Origin of the sequence: Bradyrhizobium sp. SZCCHNR1015 (assembly GCF_032489875.1) — a bacterium.
Lineage (GTDB): Bacteria > Pseudomonadota > Alphaproteobacteria > Rhizobiales > Xanthobacteraceae > Bradyrhizobium.
In genome coordinates, this window is the sequence record NZ_JAUEYW010000009.1 from 225059 (window position 1) to 248343 (window position 23285).

Consider the following 23285-nt stretch of genomic DNA (forward strand, 5'->3'; position numbering starts at 1 on the left):
CGACGCGTTGGGGTGGGATGCGATGGCCGCGAGATGGCGCAGCGTGCTCAATGCATGCCGACGTACGCCATGCCGCGGACGGTGAAGTCGCAGGGTCCTGGCCTCCCGACGCTGAGGTCCGCACGGCGCGCGATGCGCGCGTCGTTGCTACGGTGGCAAACAAGCCGGTCACCGGGGAGACTGCGTATAAATCGTAAAGCCATCGCGCAGGGAGGGCCGGGTCGTTCCGGCTGTACCTGTGGTTCTGCCGCCTGCATTTTTTCTCGCAGGCGGGCCGCAGGCCTCAGCCGAGGCCTGGCTCTCCCTGCGCCCTCTCTCTTGAAGAGGGTGTCCCGATGATCACAGCTCGGACGCGAAACGCGCCGCGAGACCGCGGACCTGCAACCGCGTGGGCTGTTTGACAATTACATCAGAAGATCAGGTCTTCTCCGTCATCTCGCAAACGACCGCGACGGCGCGACATGCAGCGCATAGGCATCGGCCGCCTCGCTCACGCGCGGATAGAGCTCGGTCACCAGCGGATCGTGCCCGGGGATGAAGCGGTCGGGATGGCCGGCGAGGCGCTCGATGATCTCCCAGCCCTGCGCCATGTCGCCGATGTTGTAGACGATCGGAAACGGGCTGCGGCGCTGCAGATTGGCGTAGTAATGCGCGGCGTCGGAGGCGAGCACGACCGGACCGCGCGCGGTGTCGACGCGCACCACCTGCAGCCCGTCGGAATGGCCGCCGACCCGGTGCACGGTGACGCCGGGCGCGACCTCGCCGTCGCCGTTGTGGAAGGTGACGCGCTCGCCATACACGTGGCGCACCATGGTGGTGACGTGCTCGACCGTGAACGGGTAGCGCAGCATGCCGTTGCACATGCAGCGGCCCGTGGCATAGGCCATCTCGCGCTCCTGCAGATGAAAGCGCGCGTTCGGGAAGCGGTCGAGATTGCCGGCGTGATCGTAGTGCAGATGGGTCACGATGATGTCGCGGATATCGGCGGCCGCGACGCCGAAGGACGCGAGCGCATCGATCGGATCGCGCGTCAGGGTGCGGTGGCGGATCTCGGCCTCCGCGGCGTTGAAGCCGGTGTCGACCAGGATGTCGCGACCGTCAGTGCGGATCAGCCACACGAAATAGTCGAGATCCTGCGCCGTGCTGTCGTGCGGGTCGGGCTGCAGGAAGTTCATGTGCGGCGTGCGCGGCGACATCGTTGCATAGCGCAGCGCGTAGATCTCGGTGGCGTTCCCCATGATGGCCTTCTCGTTGGTTGGGCACGGCAGCCATCGAGCCATCGGCAGGCATCGAGGTCAATCGCATCGAGGTCAATCGCGGTGCCCGTCGAACCGGACGGTGCGCTGCCGCGACACAGCGTGAGGCATCTCACATTTCAACACATCGGGATCGTTGCATGGTCCGCTCGTGTCATGGCAAGCAGCTCGCAACAGGCTCCTGCGGGCGGTTGCCGCCTCAGACGATTCTTCAACTGCCGCAAGCGGTTGACGGACCGTCACGGCGATTTGATAATGCCTGACGCGTGGGATATGGTCGCCGCGGCGCAAGCTGGACGGCGCCTGATTGCTGACCGCTGGACCGCCATCGTGATGACTTTCCGCCTGCTGCTGCCGCTCGGCCTGATGTTCTCCGTCGCGTTCTCGGCCGTGGTCTCCTGGCCCGCGCGCGCGGCCGGCGACCGCTTCGCGCTGGTCATCGGCAATGCGAAATATCCGGATGCCGAGGCGCCGCTCAAGGAACCGGTCAACGATGCCCGCGATCTCACCGACGAGTTGAAGCGCGACGGTTTCAGCGTCGAGACCCTGGAAAATGCCGGCGGCGACGCGATGCGCCGCGGCCTCGACCGGCTCTATGGCAAGCTCAAGCCGGGCTCGGTGGCGCTGCTGTTCTTCTCCGGCTACGGCATCCAGTCGAGCCGGCAGAGCTACATGATCCCGGTCGATGCGCAGATCTGGCAGGAGGCCGACGTGCGGCGCGACGGCATCGGCCTCGAGCAGGTGCTGCAGGAGATCAACAGCCGCGGCGCCGGCGTGAAGATCGCGCTGCTCGATGCCTCCCGGCGCAATCCCTATGAGCGCAGGTTCCGCACCGCCTCGGCTGGGCTCGCGCCGGTCATCGCACCGAGCGGTACTTTGGTGATGTACTCGGCCGCGCTGTCCGCCGTCGTGTCGGATAGCGGCCGGGATCACAGCCTGTTCGTGCAGGAGCTGCTGAAGGAGATCCGCGTTCCCGACCTCACCGCCGAGGAGACGCTGAACCGCACCCGCGTCGGCGTCACCCGCGCGTCGCGCAGCGAGCAGGTGCCGTGGATCTCGTCGTCGCTGGCCGAGGACTTCTCCTTCGTGCCCGGTAATGGCGGCGTCAGGCCGCCTGCGCCGGCCGAGAGCAATGCCGCGCCGATTCCGGCACCACCCGTCCCTGCGCCGGCTCCGACGCAGGTCGTGGTGGCGCCGCCGGTGCCGTCGCCGCTGCCGCCGGCTCCGCCCGCGCCGCAGCCGACGCCGGTGCAGAAGGTGGATACTCCGCCGGCACCGCCGGTTGCTCCGGCGCCGCCGGCGCCCGCGCCATCTCCCGTGATCGCGAACGTGGCGCCCGCCGCGCCTGCTGCGCCCGCGGCCCCCGCTGCTCCGGCGGAGGATGCGTTTGCCGACGATCCCACGATCAAGAGCCTGACCGCCAAGATCGCGGCCAATCCGGAGGATGCCGGCGCGCTGTACCGGCGCGGCCAGGTGTATGCGAGCAAGGGCGCCTACGCGCAGGCGATCCGCGATTTCGACGACACCATCCGGATCAATCCGAAGGACGTCGAGGCGCTCAACAACCGCTGCTGGGCCCGCACGGTCGTCGGCGAGCTGCAGCCTGCGCTGCGCGACTGCAACGAGGCGCTGCGGCTGCGGCCGAATTTCGTGGACGCGCTCGACAGCCGCGGGCTGGTCAACCTCAAGAGCGGCGCGGTCAAGAACGCCATCGCCGATTTCGATGCGGCGCTGAAGATCAATCCGCGCCTGACGTCATCATTGTATGGCCGAGGTCTCGCCAAGCAGCGTAACGGCGCCGCGCAGGAGGGCGCGCTCGACATCGCCAACGCCAAGGCGATGGACCCCAACATCGTCCGCGAGTTCGAAGCTTACGGCGTGCGCTGATTTGTTGCGCGCGTCGGCCGGCCGGCTCGAACCATGCGGCAGGCCGGACCGACATAACAGCGAACAGCCGGGTGTCGCGTGCGGGCGCGGCGGAGACCGGGACGATCAGTTCGCGTGAGGAGGGATTGGCAATGACCGCACCGAAAACGAATTCGACCATGACCGCCGGCTTGACGGCTCTCCTGGCCGCGACGGTCCTGAGCGCAGCCGCGTCGCTCGTCGCGATGCCGGCCTTCGCCGCCGATGACGTCAGCGAGGATCAGATCGTCCGCGCCCTGGCCGGGCAGAAGAAGCCGCTGACCCGGGGGCTGTCGATGTCGCCGCCGTCGGAGGCTGCGCCCGCGGTTTCGCCGGAGCAGGACAAGTTCCTGCAGAGCATTCGCGGCCGCTCGACGCGGTCGCTGTCATCAGCCGAGCGCGAGGAGATCGCGGCGGTCGCCAAGACCAAGCCGAACATCGATCTCGAGATCACCTTCGACTACAACTCCGCCAACATCAGCCAGAAGTCGCTGCCGTCGGTGCAGGCGCTCGGCCGGGCGCTGACCAACGCCGAGCTGAAGGGGTCGACCTTCGTCGTCGCCGGTCATACCGATGCCGCCGGTGGCGAGGCCTACAATCAGGACCTGTCCGAGCGCCGCGCCGATTCGATCAAGCGCTATCTGGTCGAGAAGTTCGGCATCGCCGGCGCCGACCTGGTGACGGTGGGCTACGGCAAGAGCAAGCTGAAGGATCCGAGCCAGCCGCTCGCCGAGGTGAACCGCCGCGTCCAGGTCGTCAACATGCAGAGCAAGACGGCGGCGGCCAAGTAGCGCCGCGTCCATCAAGCGCCGTCGGAGGTCGCGTGGCCGGAGATCGAGGTGGCCGGATGCGTCCCGCAGGATTGCGGGGCGCATCGCCTTGTCGGAGCGTCCCGCGCCAAATTCGCAGCATCCATAACCCGCATCTCGCGCCGACCGGATCCCCCTGCCGATGAAGCTGCCAAAATCCCTTAAAACCGCAGCCAGCGCGGTGGTCTTCGTGGCCCTGTTCGCCGGCTATTACTGGTACGAGCATCGTCCCCATCACACTGCCGAGGAGCCGCCGATGCAGGCCCAGGTGCTGGTGACCAAGGCGGTGAAGGCCTGCTTCTCGGATCTCGTGCGCGTCACCGGCTTCGTCGTGGCCCGCCGCGAGGCGGTGGTCGGCGCCGATCAGGAGGGATCGCGGGTCATCGACGTTCTGGTCAAGGAGGGCGACACCGTCACCGAGAACCAGGAGCTGGCGCGCCTGACGCCGCCGCCGCAGCAGCCGGGAGCGCCGGCAGCGGCCGCGAGCCGGCCGGTGTCGCTGCGTGCGCCGGCCGCAGGACTCGTCACCGAGGTCCGCACGATCGCCGGTGCGCCGGCCTCGCCGCAGGCCGGCCCAATGTTCCGCATCGCCGTCAACAACGAGCTGGAGCTCGACGCCGAGGTTCCGAGCGTTCATCTCCTGAAGCTCGGCACGGGCGCGCCGGTGCGCATCACTCGTGACAACCTTCCCGACATTGTCGGCCGCCTGCGCGTGGTGGCGCCGCAGGTCGACCGGACCACCCAGCTGGGCCATGTGCGCATCGCGCTGACCAGCAATCCGTCGCTCAAGCCCGGCATGTTCGCGCGCGCCAATATCGATGCCCGGCGGAGCTGCGGCGTCGCCGTGCCCAATACGGCGATCGATCATCTCACCATCCAGGTCGTGAAGGGCAACACGATCGAGACCCGCCGGGTGCGGGTCGGCCTGGTGTCGGATACGTCGAGCGAGATCCTCGACGGGCTGACAGAGGGAGAAATCGTGGTGGCCGACGCCGGCAGCTCGCTGCACGATGGCGACCAGATCAAGACCATGTTTGCCGAAGACATCGATCGCACGCGGGTACGCTGATGGCACTGAATATTTCGGCATGGTCGATCCGGAACCCGCTGCCGTCGATCCTCTTCTCCATCATCCTGCTGATCCTGGGCTGGATGAGCTTCACCAAGCTCGCGGTGACGCGGCTGCCGAACGCCGACATTCCAGTGATCTCGGTCGCGGTGGCGCAATTCGGCGCGGCGCCGTCGGAGCTTGAATCCCAGGTCACCAAGATCATCGAGGACGGCGTCTCCGGCGTCGAGGGTGCGCGCCACATCCAGTCGCTGATCACCGACGGCCTGTCGGTGACGACGATTACGTTTGCGCTGGAGACCAACACCGATCGCGCCATCAACGACGTCAAGGACGCCGTCACCCGGGTCCGTTCCGACCTGCCGCAGAACGTCACCGAGCCGCTGATCTCGCGCGTCGACAAGATCGGGCTGCCGATCGTCACCTATGCGGCGATCTCGCCGGGCAAGACCCCGGAGCAGCTGTCGTTCTTCGTCGACGACGTGGTCAAGCGCGAGCTGCAGGGCGTGCGCGGCGTCAGCCAGGTCGAGCGCATCGGTGGCGTCGAGCGCGAGATTCTGGTCTCGCTCGATCCCGACCGGCTGCAGGCCATGGGCCTTACTGCCGTCAATGTCAGCCAGAGCCTGCGCGGCACCAATGTCGACGTCGCCGGCGGCCGCGCCGAGATCGGCAAGAACGACCAGGCGATCCGCACGCTTGCCGGCGCCAAGACGCTGAACGAGCTGTCCAACACGATGATTCCCTTGTTCGGCGGCGGCGAGGTCCGGCTCGCCGATCTCGGGACGGTCACCGACACGATCGCCGATCGGCGCACCTTTGCGCGCTTCAACGGCGAGCCGGTGGTCGCGCTCGGCATCAAGCGCGCCAAGGGCGCCAGCGACGTGGTCGTCGCCGCCGCGGTCCAGAAGCGCATCGACCAGGTCAGAGCCGCCCATCCCGATGTCGAGCTGAAGCTGATCGATACGTCGGTCGATTTCACCAAGGGCAATTACGAAGCGGCGATCTCGACCCTGTTCGAGGGCGCGATCCTCGCCGTCATCATCGTGCTGCTGTTCCTGCGTGACTTCCGCGCCACGATGATCGCGGCGATCTCGCTGCCGCTGTCGATCTTTCCGGCCTTCTGGGCGATGGATATTCTCGGCTTCTCGCTGAACATGGTGTCGTTCCTGGCGATCACGTTGTCGACCGGAATTCTGGTCGACGACGCCATCGTCGAGATCGAGAACATCGTGCGCCACATGCGGATGGGGAAGTCGCCCTATCGCGCGGCGCTCGATGCCGCGGACGAGATCGGGCTCGCGGTCATCGCGATCAGCCTCACCATCATCGCGATCTTTGCACCGGCCAGTTTCATGTCCGGCATCGCCGGACAGTTCTTCAAACAGTTCGGCATCACCGTCTCGGTGCAGGTGTTCTTCTCGCTGCTGGCGGCGCGCTTCGTCACGCCGATGCTGGCGGCCTACTTCCTCAAGCATCACGACCATGACGACCCGCCGCCCGGTTTCATCCTGCGTGCGTATCAGCGCATCGTCACATGGTCGGTGAAGCACTACTTCATCACGGTTCTCCTGGGCATCGGGATCTTCGCGGGCTCGATCTGGAGCACGACCCTGCTGTCGCAGGGGTTCCTGCCGGCGCAGGACGCCGCGCGATCGCTGCTCGCGATCGAGCTGCCGCCCGGGGCGCAGCTCGCCTACACCGAGAAGGTGACCGAGGACATCGTCGCGCGCCTGCGCAAGCGGCCCGAGGTCCGCAGCGTGTTCGTTGACGGCGGCCGGCTTCAGGGCGCGATGGAGGTTCGCCGCGCCGGGATGATCGTCAACTACACGCCGAAGACCGAGCGCAAGATCACCCAGAAGGAGCTCGAGCTCGAGATCACCAAGGATCTCGAGAGCATTCCGGACATCCGCTTCTGGTTCACCGACGAAAATGGTCTGCGCCCGATCAAGCTGGTGCTGACGGGCTCGGATCCCAAGCTGGTCGACAACGTTGCCAGCGAGCTCGCGTCGCAGATGAAGCGGATTCCGATCATCTCCAACGTCGTGTCGGACACCTCGCTCGACCGGCCGGAGTTGCGGGTGCAGCCGCGCGCCGACCTGGCCGCGCGTCTGGGCGTGTCGACAGAAAGCCTGTCGCAGACCATCCGCGTCGCCACGATCGGAGATGTCGGTCCCGCGCTGGCGAAATACGATGCCGGCGGCCGCCTCGTCCCGATCCGGGTGCAGCTCGAGGATGCGGCGCGCAGCGACGTGAAGATCCTCGAACAGTTGCGGGTGCCGCTCGGGCAGTACGGCGAAAAGGGCGGTGTGCCGCTGGCGGTGGTCGCCGATATCAAGCTCGATCAGGGCCCGACCAGCATCAGCCGCTACGATCGCGGGCGGCAGGCCACCGTCGCGGCCGACCTCGTCGGACTTGCGGCGCTCGGCGATGCGACCAGGCAGATCGACGAGCTGCCGGTCAGAAAGAGCATGCCGGCCAGCGTCAAGCTGATCCCTTCGGATGATGCCGAGAGCCTGAACGAGCTGGCGTCCGGCTTCATCACGGCGATCACGGCAGGGCTGATGATCGTCTACGCCGTGCTGGTGCTGCTGTTCGGCACCTTCCTGCAGCCGATCACGATTCTGTTCTCGCTGCCGCTGTCGATCGGCGGGGCGATCGGCGCGCTGATGCTGACGGGCAAGCAGCTCACGATCCCGGTCTATATCGGCATGATGATGCTGATGGGCATCGTGACCAAGAACGCGATCATGCTGGTCGAGTTCGCGGTCGAAGCGATTCATGCCGGTGTCAGGCGCGACGAGGCGATCATCGACGCCGGCATGAAGCGGGCCCGTCCGATCGTGATGACCACGATCGCGATGGTCGCCGGCATGATGCCGAGCGCGCTCGCGGTCGGTGCCGGCGGCGAGTTCCGCTCGCCGATGGCGCTCGCGGTGATCGGCGGCCTGGTGTTCTCGACCGTGCTGTCGCTGCTGTTCGTGCCGGCGATGTTCCTGGTGATGGACGACGTCGGCGCGTTGTTCGCCCGCCTCGGCCGCAAGCTGATCGTCTCCTCCGGCGAGACTGCCGACGAGGCGCAGTCCGGCCATGGGCCGGAGGCGGGGCATCAGCCAAAGCCGCCGCCGTCGGCGATGTCGCCGGCCGCGGAATGAGATGACGTGCTGGAACGTGCTGTTTCAGTTCGCGGTCGAGGGCGTACGGCGGCGCGCGCTGAGATCGTGGGCCACGTTCGGCGCGCTGTCGACTGGCGCGGTGGTCTCAGGCGGAACGATCAGGGCAACGAAGCCCTGGCTCGCGCCCTCCAGGCCGAACAGCTTGGTCCGGAGCGTGAAATCGGCCCGTACCGAACGTCGCGCCTGCGCTGCCGCGGCTTGCATGCCGGAGATGCAGGAGGTGTCGGTGTCGTAGCACAGCGCCGCCCAGCCCTGCGCAGTCAGCTCTTCCGACGGAGGGTGCAACTCGTGCGGGTGCACAAGCGCCATTTCATAGTGCGGGTGGTCGGGACTGTAGAACGCGGCGGCAAAGGCGAGGCCGTCATCGCCGCCGACGGCGACAAGGGCTCCGTTCGACGCCGTATGCCACAGGCGGTCGAGCTCGGTCACGGCCGGCTCGTAGAAATCGCGGCCCTCGTTCAACGGAACGTAGTTCCGGTACAAGGCATGGAAGGGCGCTACGACTGTGGCCGCGAATGCCGCGATCGCGATCGTCGCAGCGGCGAGATTGATCGTGACGTCGCGGGGGGCGTGATAGCTCGCGCCACACACGATCACGATGACGAACAGGAAGACGCCCTGCAGGCCCCAGAGCGGCGGCATGTCGGTGCCGAACACGATCGAGACCAGCGCGGGGAACACCACGGTCCCGATGCTGATCATCGCCAGCAGCCGTAGTCCGGGGTCGAGGCTGAGCGCATCGTTCAGCACGCGGGTGGCGCGGGGCCGGGTCATGGCGAGCCATATGAGGCCGGGGATACCGGCGATGCCGGCCATCGCCGACAGGAAGCCGCTGCCCTCGACCAGGGCGGCCGAGGCGGTCTTGCCGACGTGATGCTCGATCGCATGCGAGAACGGCTGGGCGCCGGTCGTGGCGAGCCAATAGATATGGGGGGCGAGCGCGACCAGGCCGGACAGCGCCGCGATCCAAGGCGCGGACGAGGTGAAATAGGCCCGACGCTCGCCGTGGCACAACGCTGCGACCGCAAAGCCCGCGATCAGGAAGACCGAGTAGTACTTGCCGAGCATGGCGAGTGCCGCGGTCAGGCCGGCCGCGACGGCCCAGCCGACGTGACGTGTCTCGAACGAGCGCAGGAAACACCACGTCGCCAGCGGCCAGCTCGACAGCAGCACGGCGTTGGCGTTGAAGCGTTGCGCGTGCAGTTGATAGACCGGCAGCAGCATGAGCAGCAGCAGGACGACCAGGCGCTTGTCACCGCGCGCGAAACGCCGGGTGATGAGGTCGACGGCCCAGAGGCCGACCGCCGCGTTGGTCAGCGCCAGCAGGTTGAACGACCAGTTGGTCAGCGGAAACACGGTGGTCCAGGCCCGCGCGGCCCAGCCCATCAGCGGCGGATGCTTGGTCGAGCCCCAGTCGAAGCTGCGTCCGAGCGACCAGGTCTCGATCACATCCTGATGGAGATCGCCCCCCAGATAGGCGACCGAGAAATACACCATCCAGACCGCGACGAACCCGACGATCAGGGCCGGAACGGCCCAACCGTCCTCCACGGCGTCGATCCAGATCGTGAGAGCTCTGCGCCACCGGCCTACCGAACCACTGGCCTCGATCGCGATCGCCGGCAACGCAAGACTCATGACTTCGCTTCCACCACGCTTGTCTGGCGCGCAAAGCCCCACCCCGCGCACCGTCCGCGCGCGAGCCCGTGGAGTTCATCGCTGCCGGATTGAACCCTGTTAGAACTGTTAAAAAGAGTTCATGTCGCAAATTGTGAGGCGTGGTGGCCCAATTGCGATCATCTTTGGCCGATGCTGATACGAAACGATGCACGACGGGCAGTTCCCGCCATGGACTGGACCCGCAATCGACAAATTTGCGGTGAACGACGCTGCGCGCTTGCCGCGCTCGGCCAACTAATCGTTGCGTGCGATCGTGTTCAGCCTGGTCAGGTCATGCAGCAGGATGCGGCCGCGTTGCAGATCCAGGATCTTGTCCTTGCGCCAGGCCTGCAACTGGCGGTTCACGCTTTCGCGCGCCGCGCCGACGAAGACGCCGAGCTGTTCCTGCGAGATGTGAACCTCGGAGCCGAAATCCTCCGCTAGCGCGCACAGCCGGCGTGCCAGCCGCACCGGCAGCGGCTGCAGCACGGATTCCTCCATGCGCTCACTCTGCCAGCGGATGCGCTGGCACAGCAGCTGAATGATCCTGATCGCCACCTTGGGCTCGCGTTCCAGGAAACTGAGGAAATCCTCGCGGCGGAGCACGAACAGCTCGGTTGCTTCACCGGCGGTGGCGTCCGCCGTGCGCTCCTGCCCGTCGAGCACGGCGACCTCGCCGAACAGATCGCCGGGCCCCATGAAGTTGAGCGTCAGCCGGCTGCCGTCAGTGGCACCGGTCTCGATGCGAATCTGGCCGCGCCGCACCCCGAACAGGGCATTGCCGGGGTCGCCCTTCTGGAACAGTACCTCGCCCGACGACAGATGCTGAGTGTGGCAGAGGCCCGAGATTCGCTGCAACTCGTCCGCACCGAGGTCGGCGAACATCGGGTTCATCTTCAGAATGACCGCAAATTCGGCCTGCTTGCTCATCACTATACCTTCGGCAATGGTTCAAAGCCTCAGTTACAGAAACCCCCCGGTCGGAAGTGTGTCATAAGTCACATAATGACGCACGGGCTTCCGACTATTTTGGTCGCGCTGGGAGCGGTCTTCGTTCCGAGAAAATTTCGGATTGAACCGGGTCGGCATTGCCGCACGCTAACCGGTGGAGACCGCTCGCGCCTCGCGCTTGGGACATCGACATGAAGGCATTGAAGATCGCAGGCGGTTTGATTGGCGCCGTCATCGTCGTGCTGGCTCTGGCGCTGGCTTTTGGACTTCCGGCGAGCTTCCTTACGGTGGCCATCCAGGACCGCGTCGAACGTGACACCGGCTATCGCCTGAGCATCGCCGGCTCGGCAAGCGTCAGCCTGTGGCCGTCGCTGCATGCAACCCTGACGGACATCACCGTGCAGGATCCGAAGGAGCGGGACGGCAACAATCGGCTGACGATCGGCAAGCTGCAGGCTGACGTGGCGCTGTCGAGCCTGTGGTCCGGCCGGCCCGACATCGGCGAGATCATCATCGACAAGCCCACACTCTATCTGCCGCTGCTGCGCGAGCGGCTGCGGGATAATGCGCCGCGCAGCCGTGCCTCGGCGAAGCCAGAAGCGGCGCCTGCGGCCCGGATCGAACGGGTCACCGTCAGGGACGGCGCCGTCATCCTGTCCAACCCGCGCGACCGCGTCGAGAATCGTCTCGAGGGCATCGGCGCGACGGCGTCTCTGTCCGATGGCAAGGTCAAGATCACGGGTACGGCCCGGGCCGGCGACCGCCCGGTCACGTTCGACGTCACAGCGCCGGCGCCGGCGCTGCCGATTGACCGCCAGACCCTGCCGGTCGAGTTCAAGATCGACGTGGCCAATGCATTCCGCGGCGGTCTTGCCGGCCGCGCCGACGTTCGCCTGAATGGCCCGGTGGTGATGATCAACGGTCTCAGCGGAACGCTCGGCGATGGCGATTTCAACGGCTGGGCCTCGGTCGATCTGGCGAGCAAGCCGCTGGTGAAGGTCGATCTCGACGTTCGCCGGCTCGACTTGGGAGCGCCTGCCGCGCAGGGCCCTGCCGGCGCGTCGGGATGGAGCACGGCGGCAATCGACTTGCGCGGTCTCAACTACGTCGATGCCCGTGTGAAGCTGTCGGCGACGGACGTCGTTCTCTCCGGGGCCCGCCTCGGTCCGCTCGATCTCGAAGCCTCGCTGGCCGGTGGCCTGCTGAAGGCGACCATCGCCAATCTCGGCGCCTATGAGGGGCAGGCCAGTGGCGAGGTCGTGATCGACGCCTCCACGGGCAATCCGGCCTATGCGATGCACTGTGATCTCGTCGGCATCCGGGCGCTGCCGCTGCTCTCTAACGTCGCCGGATTCGACAAGCTCGATGCGCGGATGCAAGGCAAGCTCGCCTTGCGCTCCAATGGCGCCAGCCAGCAGGCGATCATGAGCAACCTGAGCGGCTCGGCGTTCCTGTTGTTCCAGGACGGCGCGATCCGCGGCATCAACGTTGCGCAGATGATCCGCTCATTGACATCCAATCCGCTGTCGGGATGGCAGGATTCGAAGGAACTGACGACCGATCTCACGCAGCTCTCGGCCTCGTTTCAGGTCGAGCGCGGGCAGGCCGCCACCAGTGACCTCAATTTGGTCGGACCGCTGGTCAAGGTCGCCGGTACGGGGACGATCGATCTGGGCAATCGGGCGCTGGCGATGCGGGTCGAGCCGAAGCTCGTGATGACGACCGAGGGCCAGGGCCGCACCTCGGAGCCGATCGGCCTTGGGATTCCCGTCGTCATCGACGGCCCCTGGAGTCAGCCGCGCTTCTACCCCGACATGGCCGGCATCCTCGACAATCCGGACGCGGCCTACGCCAGGCTCAAGCAGATGGGCCAGGGCCTGTTCGGCAAGGACGGAGCCGGGCTGAACAATTTGATCAACGGCATCGGCGGCCTGATCGGAAATTCTGCGCCCACCGGTGCTGCTGGTCCGAACGGCGCGCCGTCAGCGGCAGCCCCGAATGGGCAGGCCCCGGCCCCCGGCCAATCCGACCTGCTTGGCGGCGATCTCGGATCGGCGATCGGCAATCTGATTCAGCAAGGACTGCAGGGCGCGTCGCCGCCCGCCAAGAGCCGCGGCCGTACGCTGGTTGCGCCCCAGGACGGCGCTGTTTCGCGGCCTCCGGGCGACGCCGGCCAGGGCGCGGCAGAGGCCGCTCCCGCCGAGCCCTTGCAGGACGGTGCCCAGGACAGCCAGCCGATGAACGACGTTCTGAAGCGCATCTTCAATAGGTAATATATGACCGCTACCGGCCGAGTCCGCGAAGGATGTCCCCCGAGCGGTGGATGCAATTCAGGGCCAGCCGCACGATAACGAGGCGCGCGAGCGCGCGCGGCGTGGGCGCCGCTGTGCATGCCATTCTGTGCTAAACGGATGCCGGCGACGGATCGTCTCGCACCCGAGCGGTCCCGTCTCCGAGGTGTTGCTGCCGCGAGGACGGCAGCGGACGCGCTTGTCCGAGGCTGACCTCGGCGATGATGCGCGTGAGGGGTCCGGATGAGCGAGGTCGAGAACAGAGGCTGGTCGTTGCGGCAGGGCCTGTTCGCCAAATACGTCGTGTCGCTGGTCGGGCTCGTCGTGTTCGTCCTGGCCGTGAACGGCGCGACCGAAACCTGGATCAGCTATCAGTCCACCAAGGCGAGCCTGACCGCCGCCATGGCCGAAAAGGCCGACGCCAGCGCCCGGCGGATCGATCAGGCGCTCTCGGATCTGCAGCGGCAGATCAGCTGGGTGACGCGGGCGAGCGCCAACACGCTGGAGCTGCGCCGCGCCGACTATGTGCAGCTGCTGAGTCAGGCACCGGCCGTGCGGCAGTTGTATCAGCTCGACGGACAGGGCCGCGAGCAGCTCAGGGTATCGCGCACCTCGATCTCGTTCTCCTCGGGCAACGACCTGTCGCGCGATCTGCGCTTCACCGACACCGTCACGCATGGAAGCAGCTTCTCGGCCGTGACCTTCAAGGGCGCGCAGCCGATGATGTCGATCTCGGTCGCGCATTCCGGCTTCAATGCCGGTGTGACCGTGGCTGACATCGATCTCGACTTTCTCGAAGACTTCATGACCGAGGCACAGGTCGGCAAGGTCGGCACCGCCTACGTGGTCGATCCGCGCGGCCAGGTGCTGGCGAGCTCCGCGAAAGGGCCGGCCGTCGGCCAGGACCTCGCCAAGCTGCCGCAGGTCGCGGCGGTGCTCGCGCCGGATGGCCAGCCGCTGGCCTCCGGCGCGGACAGCGCCGGGCACGCCGTGCTCTCGGCGGTCGCGACGCTGCCCAAGCTCGGCTGGTCCGTGTTCTTCGAGCAATCGACGGCGCACGCGCTGGCGCCGATCCGGGACCAGCTGTTGCGTGGGGCGCTGTTGATCGCGCTCGGTCTTTCCGTGGCGATCCTCGCGGGCTCGCTGCTGGCGCGCCGCATGCTCGTTCCGATCACCGCATTGCGCGCCGGCGCGCGCAAGCTCGGCGCCGGGGATTTCGCCCAGCGCATCGAGGTCAAGACGCATGATGAGCTGGAGGAGCTCGCCGATCAGTTCAACAGCATGGCCGGCCAGCTCGCGCAGTCCTATGCCGTGCTGGAAGCCAAGGTCGAGGAGCGGACGCGCGATCTCGCTCAGTCGATCAATGAGCTGAAGGTGCTCGAGGAGGTCGGACGCGCGGTGGCCTCCTCGCTCGATCTCAATGCCGTGCTGCCGACGGTGGCGGCGCGCGCGCTGGAGATCACGCATGCCGATGCCGTGCTGATCTATTCCTACGATGCCACGGAACGCCGCTTCAGGCTGGTGGAGGCCAAGGGCGTCGACCGGGACGGCGCGCACAATGTGCTCGACGAGCGCATGAGCCTGCTCTCCGATTCCGTGCGCAGCGGCGAGCCGATCGCGATCGCCGAGCTTGAAAGCGCACCCGATCACCCGCTGCGCGATGTCGCCGTCGCCGCCGGCTTCCGCGCCGTGCTGTTCACGCCGCTGGTCGATCAGCAGGGCGTGCTCGGCGCGCTGGTGGTGCTTCGGCGGGCGGCCGGCACGTTCCCGCCGAACCTGATCGGACTGATGCGGACATTTGCCAACCAGGCCGTGCTGGCGATGCGCAATGCGCGATTGTTCACCGAGGTCGACCAGAAGGGCCGCGAGCTGGCGCTGACCCACGCCACCGTGCAGCAGCAGGCCGCCAAGCTCACCGAGCAGACCGAGCAGTTGCGCGAGTGGAACAAGTCGCTCGAGGAGCGCGTCGAGAAGCAGCTCGCGGAGATCGAGCGGATCAGACGGCTGGAGCGCTTCCTGGCGCCGCAGGTGGCCCAGATCATCGCGTCGTCGGATGGTCACGAAGCGCTGCTGGAAAGCCACCGCCGCGAGGTCACGGTCGTGTTCTGCGATCTGCGCGGCTTCACCGCGTTCACCGAGACCACCGAGCCCGAGGAGGCGATGAACGTGCTGCGCGAATATCACGCCGCGCTCGGCAAGCTCATCTTCAAATATGAGGGCACGCTCGATCGCTATGCCGGCGACGGCGTGATGATCCTGTTCAACGCGCCGATCCCGTTCGAGGACCACACCACGCGCGCGGTGAGGATGGCGCTCGAAATGCGCGAAGAGATCGGACAATTGACCGAGCGCTGGAAAAACCGCGGCCACAGCCTGGGGTTCGGCGTCGGCATTGCGCTGGGATATGCGACGCTCGGCCAGGTCGGCTTCGAGCACCGGCTGGAATATGCCGCGATCGGCAGCGTCACCAATCTCGCCTCGCGGCTGTGCGACGAGGCCAAGGCGGGACAGCTGATCGTGTCGCGTCGTGTCTACGGCGTGGTCGAACAGTCGGTCGACGCCAGGCCGATCGACGACCTGCATCTGAAGGGATTCAACCACCCGGTGCTGGCGATGGAGATTTTGCGCTGGCGGGGAGAGGGTATCGACGTGTTGGACGTCCCAGCGGAGCCGCGGCGTTCGTCGGCGACCAACAAGTAGGGTGGGCAAAGGCGCCTGGGCGGTGCTTGTTGCTTGGCAGCAGTCTCACGCGCCGCGCCCACCGTCTCAATCCGACGAAGAACGGCGGGCACGCGCCGCCTCCGGCGGCGCTTTGCCCACTCTACACCTTGGCAACTAATAGGCCTGCTTCGCGTCGGCCTCCTCGCTCGTCTGGATCAGGTCGAGGCTCGCCTCGATCTTGCCGATCAGGCGGTCGAACGTCCTGCGCTCGTCGGCGGACAGGCATGCCATGATTTCGCGCTCGCGCTGCTGCAAACGCGGGATCAACTCCTCGTACAGCGTCTTGCCCTTCCGTGTCAGGCGCAGGCGGAACTCGCGGCGATCCTCGGTGTTCTCGACCCGCTCGATCAGCCGCCGCTCCAGCAGCGACGTCACGGCCCGGCTGATGGTCGATTTGTGCGTGCGGGTGCACGCTGCGACATATTGCGCGCTGCAGGCCTCGCGGCGGAAGCCGAGCGTCGCCAGCACGCGCCATTCCGGAATGTCGAGCCCATAGCGCTCGCGATACTCGACGGCGAGCGCCGCGCTGACCTCCGCGGCCAGACGGTTGAGCCGGAATGGCGCGAACTTGAACAGGTCGAGCCGCTCGTCGTCCTGCGGCACCGCGGCATTTCGGTCATCCTCGACCGGCTTCGCCTGCTGCCTGGACGCCGCGGGAGATGGCTTCGCCAAGATCGCGCTCCGATTTTTGAGTTGACGCGGCCGAAGCCGTCGGCTTTAGAATAGTTGCAGGTGAGACTATCTGGCAAGACGGCCAGATGGCCTCGCCCGAGGAAATGTCGGTCGCTTCGAAAATCGTCGCTTCGAAAAGTCCAAGAAAACCACAAGGCGAGCAAGCCATGGTGCAGGCCAATCCGGGGCAGGGCGCGGGCCAGGCGAAGGTTCAGTTCGGCTATCATCGGCACGAAGACCAGGATCAGGCCACGCCGGCCGCGCATCCGGTCGTCGTCGTAGGTGCGGGTCCCGTCGGGCTGTCGTTCGCGATAGATCTCGCGCAGCGCGGCCATGCGGTCGTCGTGCTCGATGATGCCGATCGTATCGGCGAGGGCTCGCGTGCGATCTGCTTTTCGAAGCGCTCGCTGGAATATTGGGATCGGCTTGGCGTCGGCGACCGGATGGTCGACAAGGGCGTGGTGTGGAACGTCGGCCGCATCTTCCACGGCCCGTCCGAGCTCTATCAGTTCAACCTGTTGCCGGAGCCCGGGCACAAGCGGCCGGCCTTCATCAACCTGCAGCAGTTCTACGCCGAGGCCTATCTGGTCGATCGCGTCAACGCGCTGCCGGCGATCTCGCTGCGCTGGCGCAACAAGGTCACCGCGCTCGAACAGCGCAATGATCACGTGGTGCTGACGATCGAGACGCCGGACGGCCCGTATCGGCTGTCGGCGCAATATGTGATCGCCTGTGATGGCGCGCGCTCCTCGCTGCGCCAGATGGTCGGCGCGGGCTTCTCCGGCAAGGTGTTCGAGGATCAGTTCCTGATCGCCGACGTCAGGATGACGGCCGAATTCCCCACCGAGCGCTGGTTCTGGTTCGATCCGCCGTTCCACGCCGGACGCTCGGCGCTGTTGCACCGGCAGCCGGACAATGTCTGGCGCATCGACCTGCAGCTCAGCCGCTATGCCGATCCCAACGTCGAGAAGCAGCCGGAGAATGTGCGGCCACGGATCGCGCGCATGCTCGGCCATGACCAGTTCGAATTCGAGTGGATCTCGCTCTATAAATTCCAGTGCCGGCGCATGGAGCGCTTCATTCATGGTCGCGTCGTCTTCGCCGGCGACTCTGCCCATCAGGTTTCGCCGTTCGGCGCACGCGGGGCCAATTCGGGGCTGGAGGATGCCGAGAATCTGGCCTGGAAGCTCGATCGCGTGCTGCGCGGAAGCTCGCCTGCGGCGCTGCTCGACACCTACCATCTGGAGCGAAGCGCGGCGGCCGACGAGAACATTCGCGAGTCGACGCGCGCGACGGATTTCATGGCGCCGAACTCGCACCAGGAGGCGCGGCTGCGCAAAGTGGTGCTCGCGCTCGCCCGGGATACCGAATTCGGCAAGCGCATGGTCAATGGCGGCCGGCTGTCGGTTCCCTCGGTCTACGAGACGCCGCTGTCGACCGAAGATGACGAGGCCTGGGAGACCGGACCGCGCCCGGGGACATCGATGCCGGATGCGCCGCTGAAGGCAGCCGACGGACGGCACCTCCATCTTACCGATGCGTTCAACGCTCAGGGCCGGCGCTTCACGCTGCTGTCGTTCGCCAATGGTGAGGCGATCGACGTGCCCGACGATGTCGGTGTCATCCGCGTCGGCGACCCGAATGGCCTCACCGATGGCGAGGGCTTCGCGGTCAAGCGTTACGGTGCCAAACCCGGCACATCCTATCTGCTGCGTCCGGATGGCTATGTCGCGGCGCGCTTCCGGCACCCGAGCCGCGCCGCGATCGCGGCGGCGGTCGCACGCGCCTGCGGCCTGAACTGAGGAAGCCGCAACGATGACGCTCTCGACCGCCTCCAATTTCCCCAAGCCCGACGATGCCTTCCGCGCCATTGTCGAAGCCCATCGCGGCCTCTCGGACCTCGAAAGCGCCGACCTCGATGCGGCATTGGTCCTGATCCTCGCCAATCACATCGGCGACATCGGCGTCCTGCGTGCCGCGATCACGCTGGCGAAACGCAGCATGGCTGATGCCGGTCAACAGCAACAACAACAGCAGCAATAGGCTGCCGCGCACACAAGGAATGAACTGATGGCGAAAGGTTTCGCATCCACGACGGATCTCACCGAGAAGAAGGTGACCTTCTCCGAGATCGGCCCGGATCTCTATGCGTTCACCGCGGAGGGCGATCCGAACTCGGCGGTGATCGTCGGCGATGACGGCTGCATCGTGTTCGATGCGCAGGCGACGCCGGCGATGGCCAACAAGGTGATCGAGCGCGTCAAGACCGTCACCGACAAGCCGATCAAATATGTCGTGCTGTCGCATTACCACGCGGTGCGCGTGCTTGGCGCTTCGGCCTATCACGCCCAGGGCATCGTCGCCTCGCAGGAGACGCGCCGACTGATCGTCGAGCGCGGCCAGCAGGACTGGGATTCCGAATACGGCCGCTTCCCGCGCCTGTTCCAGGACGCCGAGAGCATCCCCGGCCTGACCTGGCCGACGCTGACTTTCGAAGGCGAGATGACGATCCATCTCGGCAAGCGCGAGGTGCAGCTGATCCAGCTCGGCGCCGGCCACACCTCCGGCGACATCGTCGCCTGGGTGCCGGACGCCGAGGTGATGTTCTCCGGCGACCTCATCGAATATCATTCGGCCTGCTATTGCGGCGACGCCTATCTGCGCGAATGGCCGTCGACCTTGAACGAGATCCGCGACTTCAATCCCAAGGCGATCGCGCCCGGTCGCGGCGATGCGCTGAAAGGCGAGGCCACCGTGCGCGAGGCGATCGCGATGACGCGCGACTTCGTCAGCTCGCTGTACGGCGCGGCCGAGATGTCGGTCGCGAAGGGACGCAGCCTGAAGGAATCCATGGCCGCCACGCGCGACGTGATGGACCCGAAGTTCTCGAGCTTCGCGATCTACGAGCACTGCCTGCCGTTCAACGTGTCGCGCGCCTATGACGAGGCCAGTGGCATCGACGATCCCGTGATCTGGACCGCCGAGCGCGACCGCGAGATGTGGGCCCGCCTGCAAGGAGAAGGATGATGAACGTCAACACATCGCCTGACCAGCTCAACCGCGCCACGGGGCAGGTTACGCCGGGCTACATGTCCGGCTTCGGCAATTCGTTCGAGACCGAAGCGCTGCCTGGTGCGCTGCCAATCGGGCGCAACTCGCCGCAGCGCTGCGCCTATGGTCTCTATGCCGAGCAGCTCTCGGGCTCGCCGTTTACGGCGCCGCGCGGGTCCAACGAGCGCTCATGGCTGTATCGCATCCGTCCGTCGGTGAAGCATTCCGGCCGCTTCACACGCGTCGATGCCGGGCTGTGGCGCACCGCGCCCTGCCACGAGCAGGAGATCACGGTACAGCAGCTGCGCTGGGATCCGACTCCGATGCCGTCGGGCGAGGTGACGTTCCTGCAGGGCGTGCAGACCATGACGACCGCTGGTGACGCGGCGACGCAGGCCGGCATGGCGACGCATGTCTACGTCATCACCAGGTCGATGGTCGATCAGCACTTCTACGACGCCGACGGCGAGCTGATGTTCGTGCTGCAGCAGGGCCGCCTGTTGTTCGTCACGGAGTTCGGCCGCATCGATGCCGAGCCCGGCGAGATCGTCGTGATCCCGCGCGGCGTCAAGTTCCGGGTCGAGATTCCGGCCGGACCTGCGCGCGGCTATCTGTGCGAGAACTACGGCGGCGCCTTCACCCTGCCGGAGCGCGGCCCGATCGGCGCGAATTGCCTTGCCAATGCCCGCGACTTCCTGACGCCGGTGGCGTCGTATGAGGACAAGGACACCCCGACCGAGCTCTATGTGAAGTGGGGCGGCGCGCTGTTCAAGACCGAGCTGAAGCACTCTCCGATCGACGTCGTCGCCTGGCACGGCAACTACGCGCCCTACAAATACGACCTGCGCACCTTCTCGCCGGTCGGCGCGATCGGCTTCGATCATCCCGATCCGTCGATCTTCACCGTGCTGACCTCACCGTCGGAGACGGCGGGCACCGCCAACATCGACTTCGTGATCTTCCCGGAGCGCTGGATGGTCGCCGACAACACCTTCCGCCCGCCGTGGTATCACATGAACATCATGTCGGAGTTCATGGGCCTGATCTACGGCGTCTACGACGCCAAGCCGCAGGGCTTCGTGCCGGGCGGCATGTCCTTGCACAATTGCATGCTGCCGCACGGCCCGGACCGCGAGGCGTTCGATCACGCCAGCAATGGCGAGTTGAAGCCCGTCAAGCTCACCGGCACCATGGCCTTCATGTTCGAGACGCGCTTCCCGCAGCGGATCACCAGGCACGCAGCGGAGTCCGGCACCTTGCAGCCTGACTATGCCGATTGCTGGAACGGACTGGAGAGGCGGTTTGATCCGAACAGGCCTTAGCGCGAACTATGTCAATGCCGTCATGGCCGGGCTTGACCCGGCCATCCACGTCTATCGTCCCGCCGGCTAGATGGATGCCCGGGCCTTCGCCGCGCCGAAGCGGCTTCGGCCGCGCAGGCGGGTCAAGCCCGGGCATGACGACCCGGTTTGGAGAAGCATTTTGACCCACCCCAACGACCCCTCACTCCGCTCCTTCATTCCGGCCGATCCGGCCTCGGACTTTCCGATCCAGAACCTGCCCTATGGCGTGTTCTCCGCCGCCGATTCGCCGAAGCCGCGCGTCGGTGTCGCCATTGGCGATTTCGTGCTCGATCTCGCCGTGCTCGAAGATGAGGGCCTGCTCGACCTGTCGCCGGCCTATGAGGTGTTCGCGCAATCCTCGCTGAATGCCTTCATGGCGCTCGGCCCCGCCGTGTGGTCGAAGACCCGCGCGGCGATCAGCGCACTGCTGCGCCATGACAATCCGCGCCTGCGTGACGACAAGCCGCTGCGCAGCCGCGCGCTGCTGCCGCGCAACGACGTCAACCTGCACTTGCCGTTTCACGTCGCCGGCTACACCGACTTCTATTCGTCGAAGGAGCACGCCACCAATGTCGGCGTCATGTTCCGCGGCAAGGACAACGCGCTGCAGCCGAACTGGCTGCACATGCCGATCGGCTATAACGGCCGCGCGTCGACCGTGGTCGTCTCCGGCACCAAGGTGCGCCGGCCGCGCGGGCAGCTGAAGCCGCCGAGCGCCGACGTGCCGAGCTTCGGCCCGTGCAAGCGGCTCGATTTCGAGCTGGAGATGGGCGTCGTCATCGGCCAATCATCTCCGCTCGGCGAGATGCTGACCGAGGCGCAGGCGGAGGCGATGATCTTCGGCTTCGTGTTGCTCAATGACTGGAGCGCGCGCGACATCCAGCAATGGGAGTACGTCCCGCTCGGGCCGTTCCAGGCCAAGGCGTTCGCGACCTCGATCAGTCCATGGGTGGTGACATCAGAGGCGCTGGAGCCGTTCCGGGTGGCCGGGCCAACGCAGGACCCGGTGCCGCTGCCCTACCTGCAGCAGAAGGCCGCGCAGAACTACGATCTCGCGCTCGACGTCGCCTTGCGTGCGTCGGGCAGCAACGCCGCGCAGACCATCGCGCAGACCAATTTCAAGTACATGTACTGGTCGAGCGTGCAGCAGCTGATGCACCATGCCTCGTCAGGGTGTGCCATGAGCGTCGGCGATCTCCTGGGGAGTGGCACCATCTCCGGCCCGGAGAAGCACCAGCGCGGGAGCCTGCTCGAGATCAGCTGGAACGGCACCGAGCCCATCGAACTCGCCGGCGGCGTGAAGCGCACGTTCCTGGAGGACGGCGATTCGCTGGTGATGCGCGGCTGGTGCCAGGGCAACGGCTATCGCGTCGGCTTCGGCGAGGTCGAAGGCACGATCGTCGCAGCGGAGTAGCCGCCCCATCCACTGCCGTCATTCCGGGGCGGCCCGCAGGGCCGAGCCCGGAATCCATAGTGACGGGAAGAGAGCTCAACGCTCCACTGGCGGCACGTGCTTCACGCCGGCGACGAAGGCGGCAACATCCTCGGCCGCATATTTCAGGTGAACGCGCTTGTCCGACGGCACTTGTTTCACCGTGCAGACCCCCGGCCGCCACTGCCGCGCCGGCCGGATCGGCCGCGGCGCGAAGCCGCCGCCGCAGTTCGGGCAGACGTTGAACAGCCTGGTCTCGACGCAGTCGGCGCAGAAGGTGCATTCATAGGAGCAGATGCGCGCGTCCTGCGCGGCCGGCGGCAGGTCCTTGTCGCAATATTCGCAATTGGGCCGAAGCTGCAGGGCCATGGGCGTCTCGCAGGTCAGGGACGCGATCACTGTCGCAAAAGCAATGATGATGTTGAAGGGCGCATTTCCCTCGATTCGCGCCGCGAAAGCTCAGCCAGTCGACAACGACGCCAGCGGCAGCTTGGCGCTTTCCTTGAGACGATCGAGCACGATCGAGGAGCGTACATGCGCCACGCTCTGGTGTGGCATCAGCACGTTGTTGACGATGTCTGACAGGCTCTTGAGGTCGCGCAGCACCACCTTCAGCAGGTAATCGGAATCGCCCGTCAGCGCGTAGGCCTCCTGGATGTCGTCGATGCGGTTCACCAGCGCACGAAACTTCTCGGCGTTGTCGGGCGAATGCGTCGCCAGCGTGATCTGGATGAAGGCGATCAGCTCGAAGCCGAGCGCTTGGCTGGCGAGCTGGGCGCGGTAGCCGGCGATGACGCCGTCCTCCTCCAGCCGCATCCGCCGCCGCGAGCATTGCGAGGCCGAGAGCCCGGCGATCTCGGCCAGCTCCTGGTTGGTCAGGCGACCGTCATCCTGGAGCGCGGCCAAGATGCGGAGATCGAAGCTATCGACGAAATTCATGCGCTATCTCCCAT

The 23285-nt window shown here is 66.4% G+C and carries 17 protein-coding genes; 11 read left to right on the forward strand and 6 right to left on the reverse strand.

Annotated features, from left to right (window positions below):
- Positions 1 to 431: 431 nt before the first annotated feature.
- Complete coding sequence (locus QX128_RS17270; RefSeq protein ID WP_316238031.1) at positions 432 to 1238, reverse strand: N-acyl homoserine lactonase family protein; 807 nt, start codon at positions 1236 to 1238, stop codon at positions 432 to 434.
- 351 nt (positions 1239 to 1589) lie between these two features.
- Here QX128_RS17270 and QX128_RS17275 point away from each other — a divergent pair, with 351 nt between their 5' ends.
- The 4 genes from QX128_RS17275 (at position 1590) to QX128_RS17290 (ending at position 8191) form a co-directional block, all read left to right on the forward strand.
- Positions 1590 to 3143, forward strand: a complete 1554-nt coding sequence (locus tag QX128_RS17275) for a caspase family protein (protein ID WP_410053159.1) — start codon at positions 1590 to 1592, stop codon at positions 3141 to 3143.
- 131 nt (positions 3144 to 3274) lie between these two features.
- Complete coding sequence (locus QX128_RS17280; RefSeq protein ID WP_315801727.1) at positions 3275 to 3952, forward strand: OmpA family protein; 678 nt, start codon at positions 3275 to 3277, stop codon at positions 3950 to 3952.
- Between the two features lie 160 nt (positions 3953 to 4112).
- Positions 4113 to 5039 carry an efflux RND transporter periplasmic adaptor subunit gene (locus tag QX128_RS17285; RefSeq protein ID WP_316179240.1) on the forward strand — a complete coding sequence of 309 codons (927 nt, stop codon included), beginning with the start codon at positions 4113 to 4115 and terminating at the stop codon, positions 5037 to 5039.
- Positions 5039 to 8191 (forward strand): efflux RND transporter permease subunit, encoded by a 3153-nt coding sequence (locus tag QX128_RS17290; RefSeq protein ID WP_316179242.1) that lies wholly within the window; start codon positions 5039 to 5041, stop codon positions 8189 to 8191. Before QX128_RS17285 ends, QX128_RS17290 begins: the two co-directional genes overlap by 1 nt.
- 24 nt (positions 8192 to 8215) lie before the next feature.
- Here QX128_RS17290 and QX128_RS17295 read toward each other — a convergent pair whose 3' ends face one another.
- Both QX128_RS17295 and QX128_RS17300 read right to left on the reverse strand, forming a co-directional pair.
- Positions 8216 to 9850 carry a glycosyltransferase family 39 protein gene (locus QX128_RS17295; protein WP_316238033.1) on the reverse strand — a complete coding sequence of 545 codons (1635 nt, stop codon included), beginning with the start codon at positions 9848 to 9850 and terminating at the stop codon, positions 8216 to 8218.
- 276 nt (positions 9851 to 10126) lie between these two features.
- Positions 10127 to 10801, reverse strand: coding sequence for a Crp/Fnr family transcriptional regulator (locus QX128_RS17300; protein ID WP_316179246.1), 675 nt, complete (start codon positions 10799 to 10801; stop codon positions 10127 to 10129).
- A 212-nt stretch (positions 10802 to 11013) separates the two neighbouring features.
- On the opposite strand from QX128_RS17300, the gene QX128_RS17305 reads away from it, so the two are divergent.
- Together QX128_RS17305 and QX128_RS17310 are read left to right on the forward strand one after the other, a co-directional pair.
- Positions 11014 to 13095, forward strand: a complete 2082-nt coding sequence (locus tag QX128_RS17305) for an AsmA family protein (RefSeq protein ID WP_315801722.1) — start codon at positions 11014 to 11016, stop codon at positions 13093 to 13095.
- Positions 13096 to 13356: 261 nt separating this feature from the next.
- Positions 13357 to 15813, forward strand: coding sequence for an adenylate/guanylate cyclase domain-containing protein (locus QX128_RS17310; RefSeq protein ID WP_316238034.1), 2457 nt, complete (start codon positions 13357 to 13359; stop codon positions 15811 to 15813).
- 135 nt (positions 15814 to 15948) lie between these two features.
- Here the strand turns inward: QX128_RS17310 and QX128_RS17315 are convergent, their stop codons facing one another.
- Complete coding sequence (locus tag QX128_RS17315; protein ID WP_316179251.1) at positions 15949 to 16506, reverse strand: MarR family transcriptional regulator; 558 nt, start codon at positions 16504 to 16506, stop codon at positions 15949 to 15951.
- A 167-nt stretch (positions 16507 to 16673) separates the two neighbouring features.
- On the opposite strand from QX128_RS17315, the gene QX128_RS17320 reads away from it, so the two are divergent.
- The 5 genes from QX128_RS17320 (at position 16674) to fahA (ending at position 22314) form a co-directional block, all read left to right on the forward strand.
- A complete protein-coding gene (locus QX128_RS17320; RefSeq protein ID WP_316238035.1) occupies positions 16674 to 18308 on the forward strand; it encodes an FAD-dependent oxidoreductase in 1635 nt (544 codons plus the stop codon).
- Between the two features lie 13 nt (positions 18309 to 18321).
- Positions 18322 to 18549, forward strand: a complete 228-nt coding sequence (locus tag QX128_RS17325; protein ID WP_316238036.1) for a DUF2783 domain-containing protein — start codon at positions 18322 to 18324, stop codon at positions 18547 to 18549.
- Between the two features lie 27 nt (positions 18550 to 18576).
- Positions 18577 to 19533, forward strand: a complete 957-nt coding sequence (locus QX128_RS17330) for an MBL fold metallo-hydrolase (RefSeq protein ID WP_315801717.1) — start codon at positions 18577 to 18579, stop codon at positions 19531 to 19533.
- The gene (hmgA, locus tag QX128_RS17335; protein ID WP_316238037.1) at positions 19533 to 20879 is read left to right on the forward strand and encodes a homogentisate 1,2-dioxygenase; all 1347 of its coding nucleotides are present in this window, start codon (positions 19533 to 19535) and stop codon (positions 20877 to 20879) included. The genes QX128_RS17330 and hmgA overlap by 1 nt, the downstream gene beginning before the upstream one ends.
- Positions 20880 to 21039: 160 nt before the next feature.
- Positions 21040 to 22314: a fumarylacetoacetase gene (gene fahA / locus QX128_RS17340; RefSeq protein ID WP_316238038.1), complete on the forward strand. Its 1275-nt coding sequence runs from the start codon at positions 21040 to 21042 to the stop codon at positions 22312 to 22314.
- Positions 22315 to 22389: 75 nt separating this feature from the next.
- On the opposite strand, the gene QX128_RS17345 is transcribed toward fahA, so the two are convergent.
- Complete coding sequence (locus QX128_RS17345; RefSeq protein ID WP_315801714.1) at positions 22390 to 22701, reverse strand: DUF1272 domain-containing protein; 312 nt, start codon at positions 22699 to 22701, stop codon at positions 22390 to 22392.
- A gap of 90 nt (positions 22702 to 22791) precedes the next feature.
- A complete protein-coding gene (locus tag QX128_RS17350) occupies positions 22792 to 23271 on the reverse strand; it encodes an Lrp/AsnC family transcriptional regulator (RefSeq protein ID WP_316238039.1) in 480 nt (159 codons plus the stop codon).
- Positions 23272 to 23285 lie beyond the last annotated feature (14 nt).

What these genes read in the sequence shown, in the direction of transcription:
- QX128_RS17270 (WP_316238031.1), bottom strand. Translation starts at nt 1,238, where the DNA reads ATGGGGAACGCCACCGAGATCTACGCGCTGCGCTATGCAACGATGTCG.
- QX128_RS17275 (WP_410053159.1), top strand. Translation starts at nt 1,590, where the DNA reads ATGACTTTCCGCCTGCTGCTGCCGCTCGGCCTGATGTTCTCCGTCGCG.
- QX128_RS17280 (WP_315801727.1), top strand. Translation starts at nt 3,275, where the DNA reads ATGACCGCACCGAAAACGAATTCGACCATGACCGCCGGCTTGACGGCT.
- QX128_RS17285 (WP_316179240.1), top strand. Translation starts at nt 4,113, where the DNA reads ATGAAGCTGCCAAAATCCCTTAAAACCGCAGCCAGCGCGGTGGTCTTC.
- QX128_RS17290 (WP_316179242.1), top strand. Translation starts at nt 5,039, where the DNA reads ATGGCACTGAATATTTCGGCATGGTCGATCCGGAACCCGCTGCCGTCG.
- QX128_RS17295 (WP_316238033.1), bottom strand. Translation starts at nt 9,850, where the DNA reads ATGAGTCTTGCGTTGCCGGCGATCGCGATCGAGGCCAGTGGTTCGGTA.
- QX128_RS17300 (WP_316179246.1), bottom strand. Translation starts at nt 10,801, where the DNA reads ATGAGCAAGCAGGCCGAATTTGCGGTCATTCTGAAGATGAACCCGATG.
- QX128_RS17305 (WP_315801722.1), top strand. Translation starts at nt 11,014, where the DNA reads ATGAAGGCATTGAAGATCGCAGGCGGTTTGATTGGCGCCGTCATCGTC.
- QX128_RS17310 (WP_316238034.1), top strand. Translation starts at nt 13,357, where the DNA reads ATGAGCGAGGTCGAGAACAGAGGCTGGTCGTTGCGGCAGGGCCTGTTC.
- QX128_RS17320 (WP_316238035.1), top strand. Translation starts at nt 16,674, where the DNA reads ATGGTGCAGGCCAATCCGGGGCAGGGCGCGGGCCAGGCGAAGGTTCAG.
- QX128_RS17325 (WP_316238036.1), top strand. Translation starts at nt 18,322, where the DNA reads ATGACGCTCTCGACCGCCTCCAATTTCCCCAAGCCCGACGATGCCTTC.
- QX128_RS17330 (WP_315801717.1), top strand. Translation starts at nt 18,577, where the DNA reads ATGGCGAAAGGTTTCGCATCCACGACGGATCTCACCGAGAAGAAGGTG.
- hmgA (WP_316238037.1), top strand. Translation starts at nt 19,533, where the DNA reads ATGAACGTCAACACATCGCCTGACCAGCTCAACCGCGCCACGGGGCAG.
- QX128_RS17345 (WP_315801714.1), bottom strand. Translation starts at nt 22,701, where the DNA reads ATGGCCCTGCAGCTTCGGCCCAATTGCGAATATTGCGACAAGGACCTG.
- QX128_RS17350 (WP_316238039.1), bottom strand. Translation starts at nt 23,271, where the DNA reads ATGAATTTCGTCGATAGCTTCGATCTCCGCATCTTGGCCGCGCTCCAG.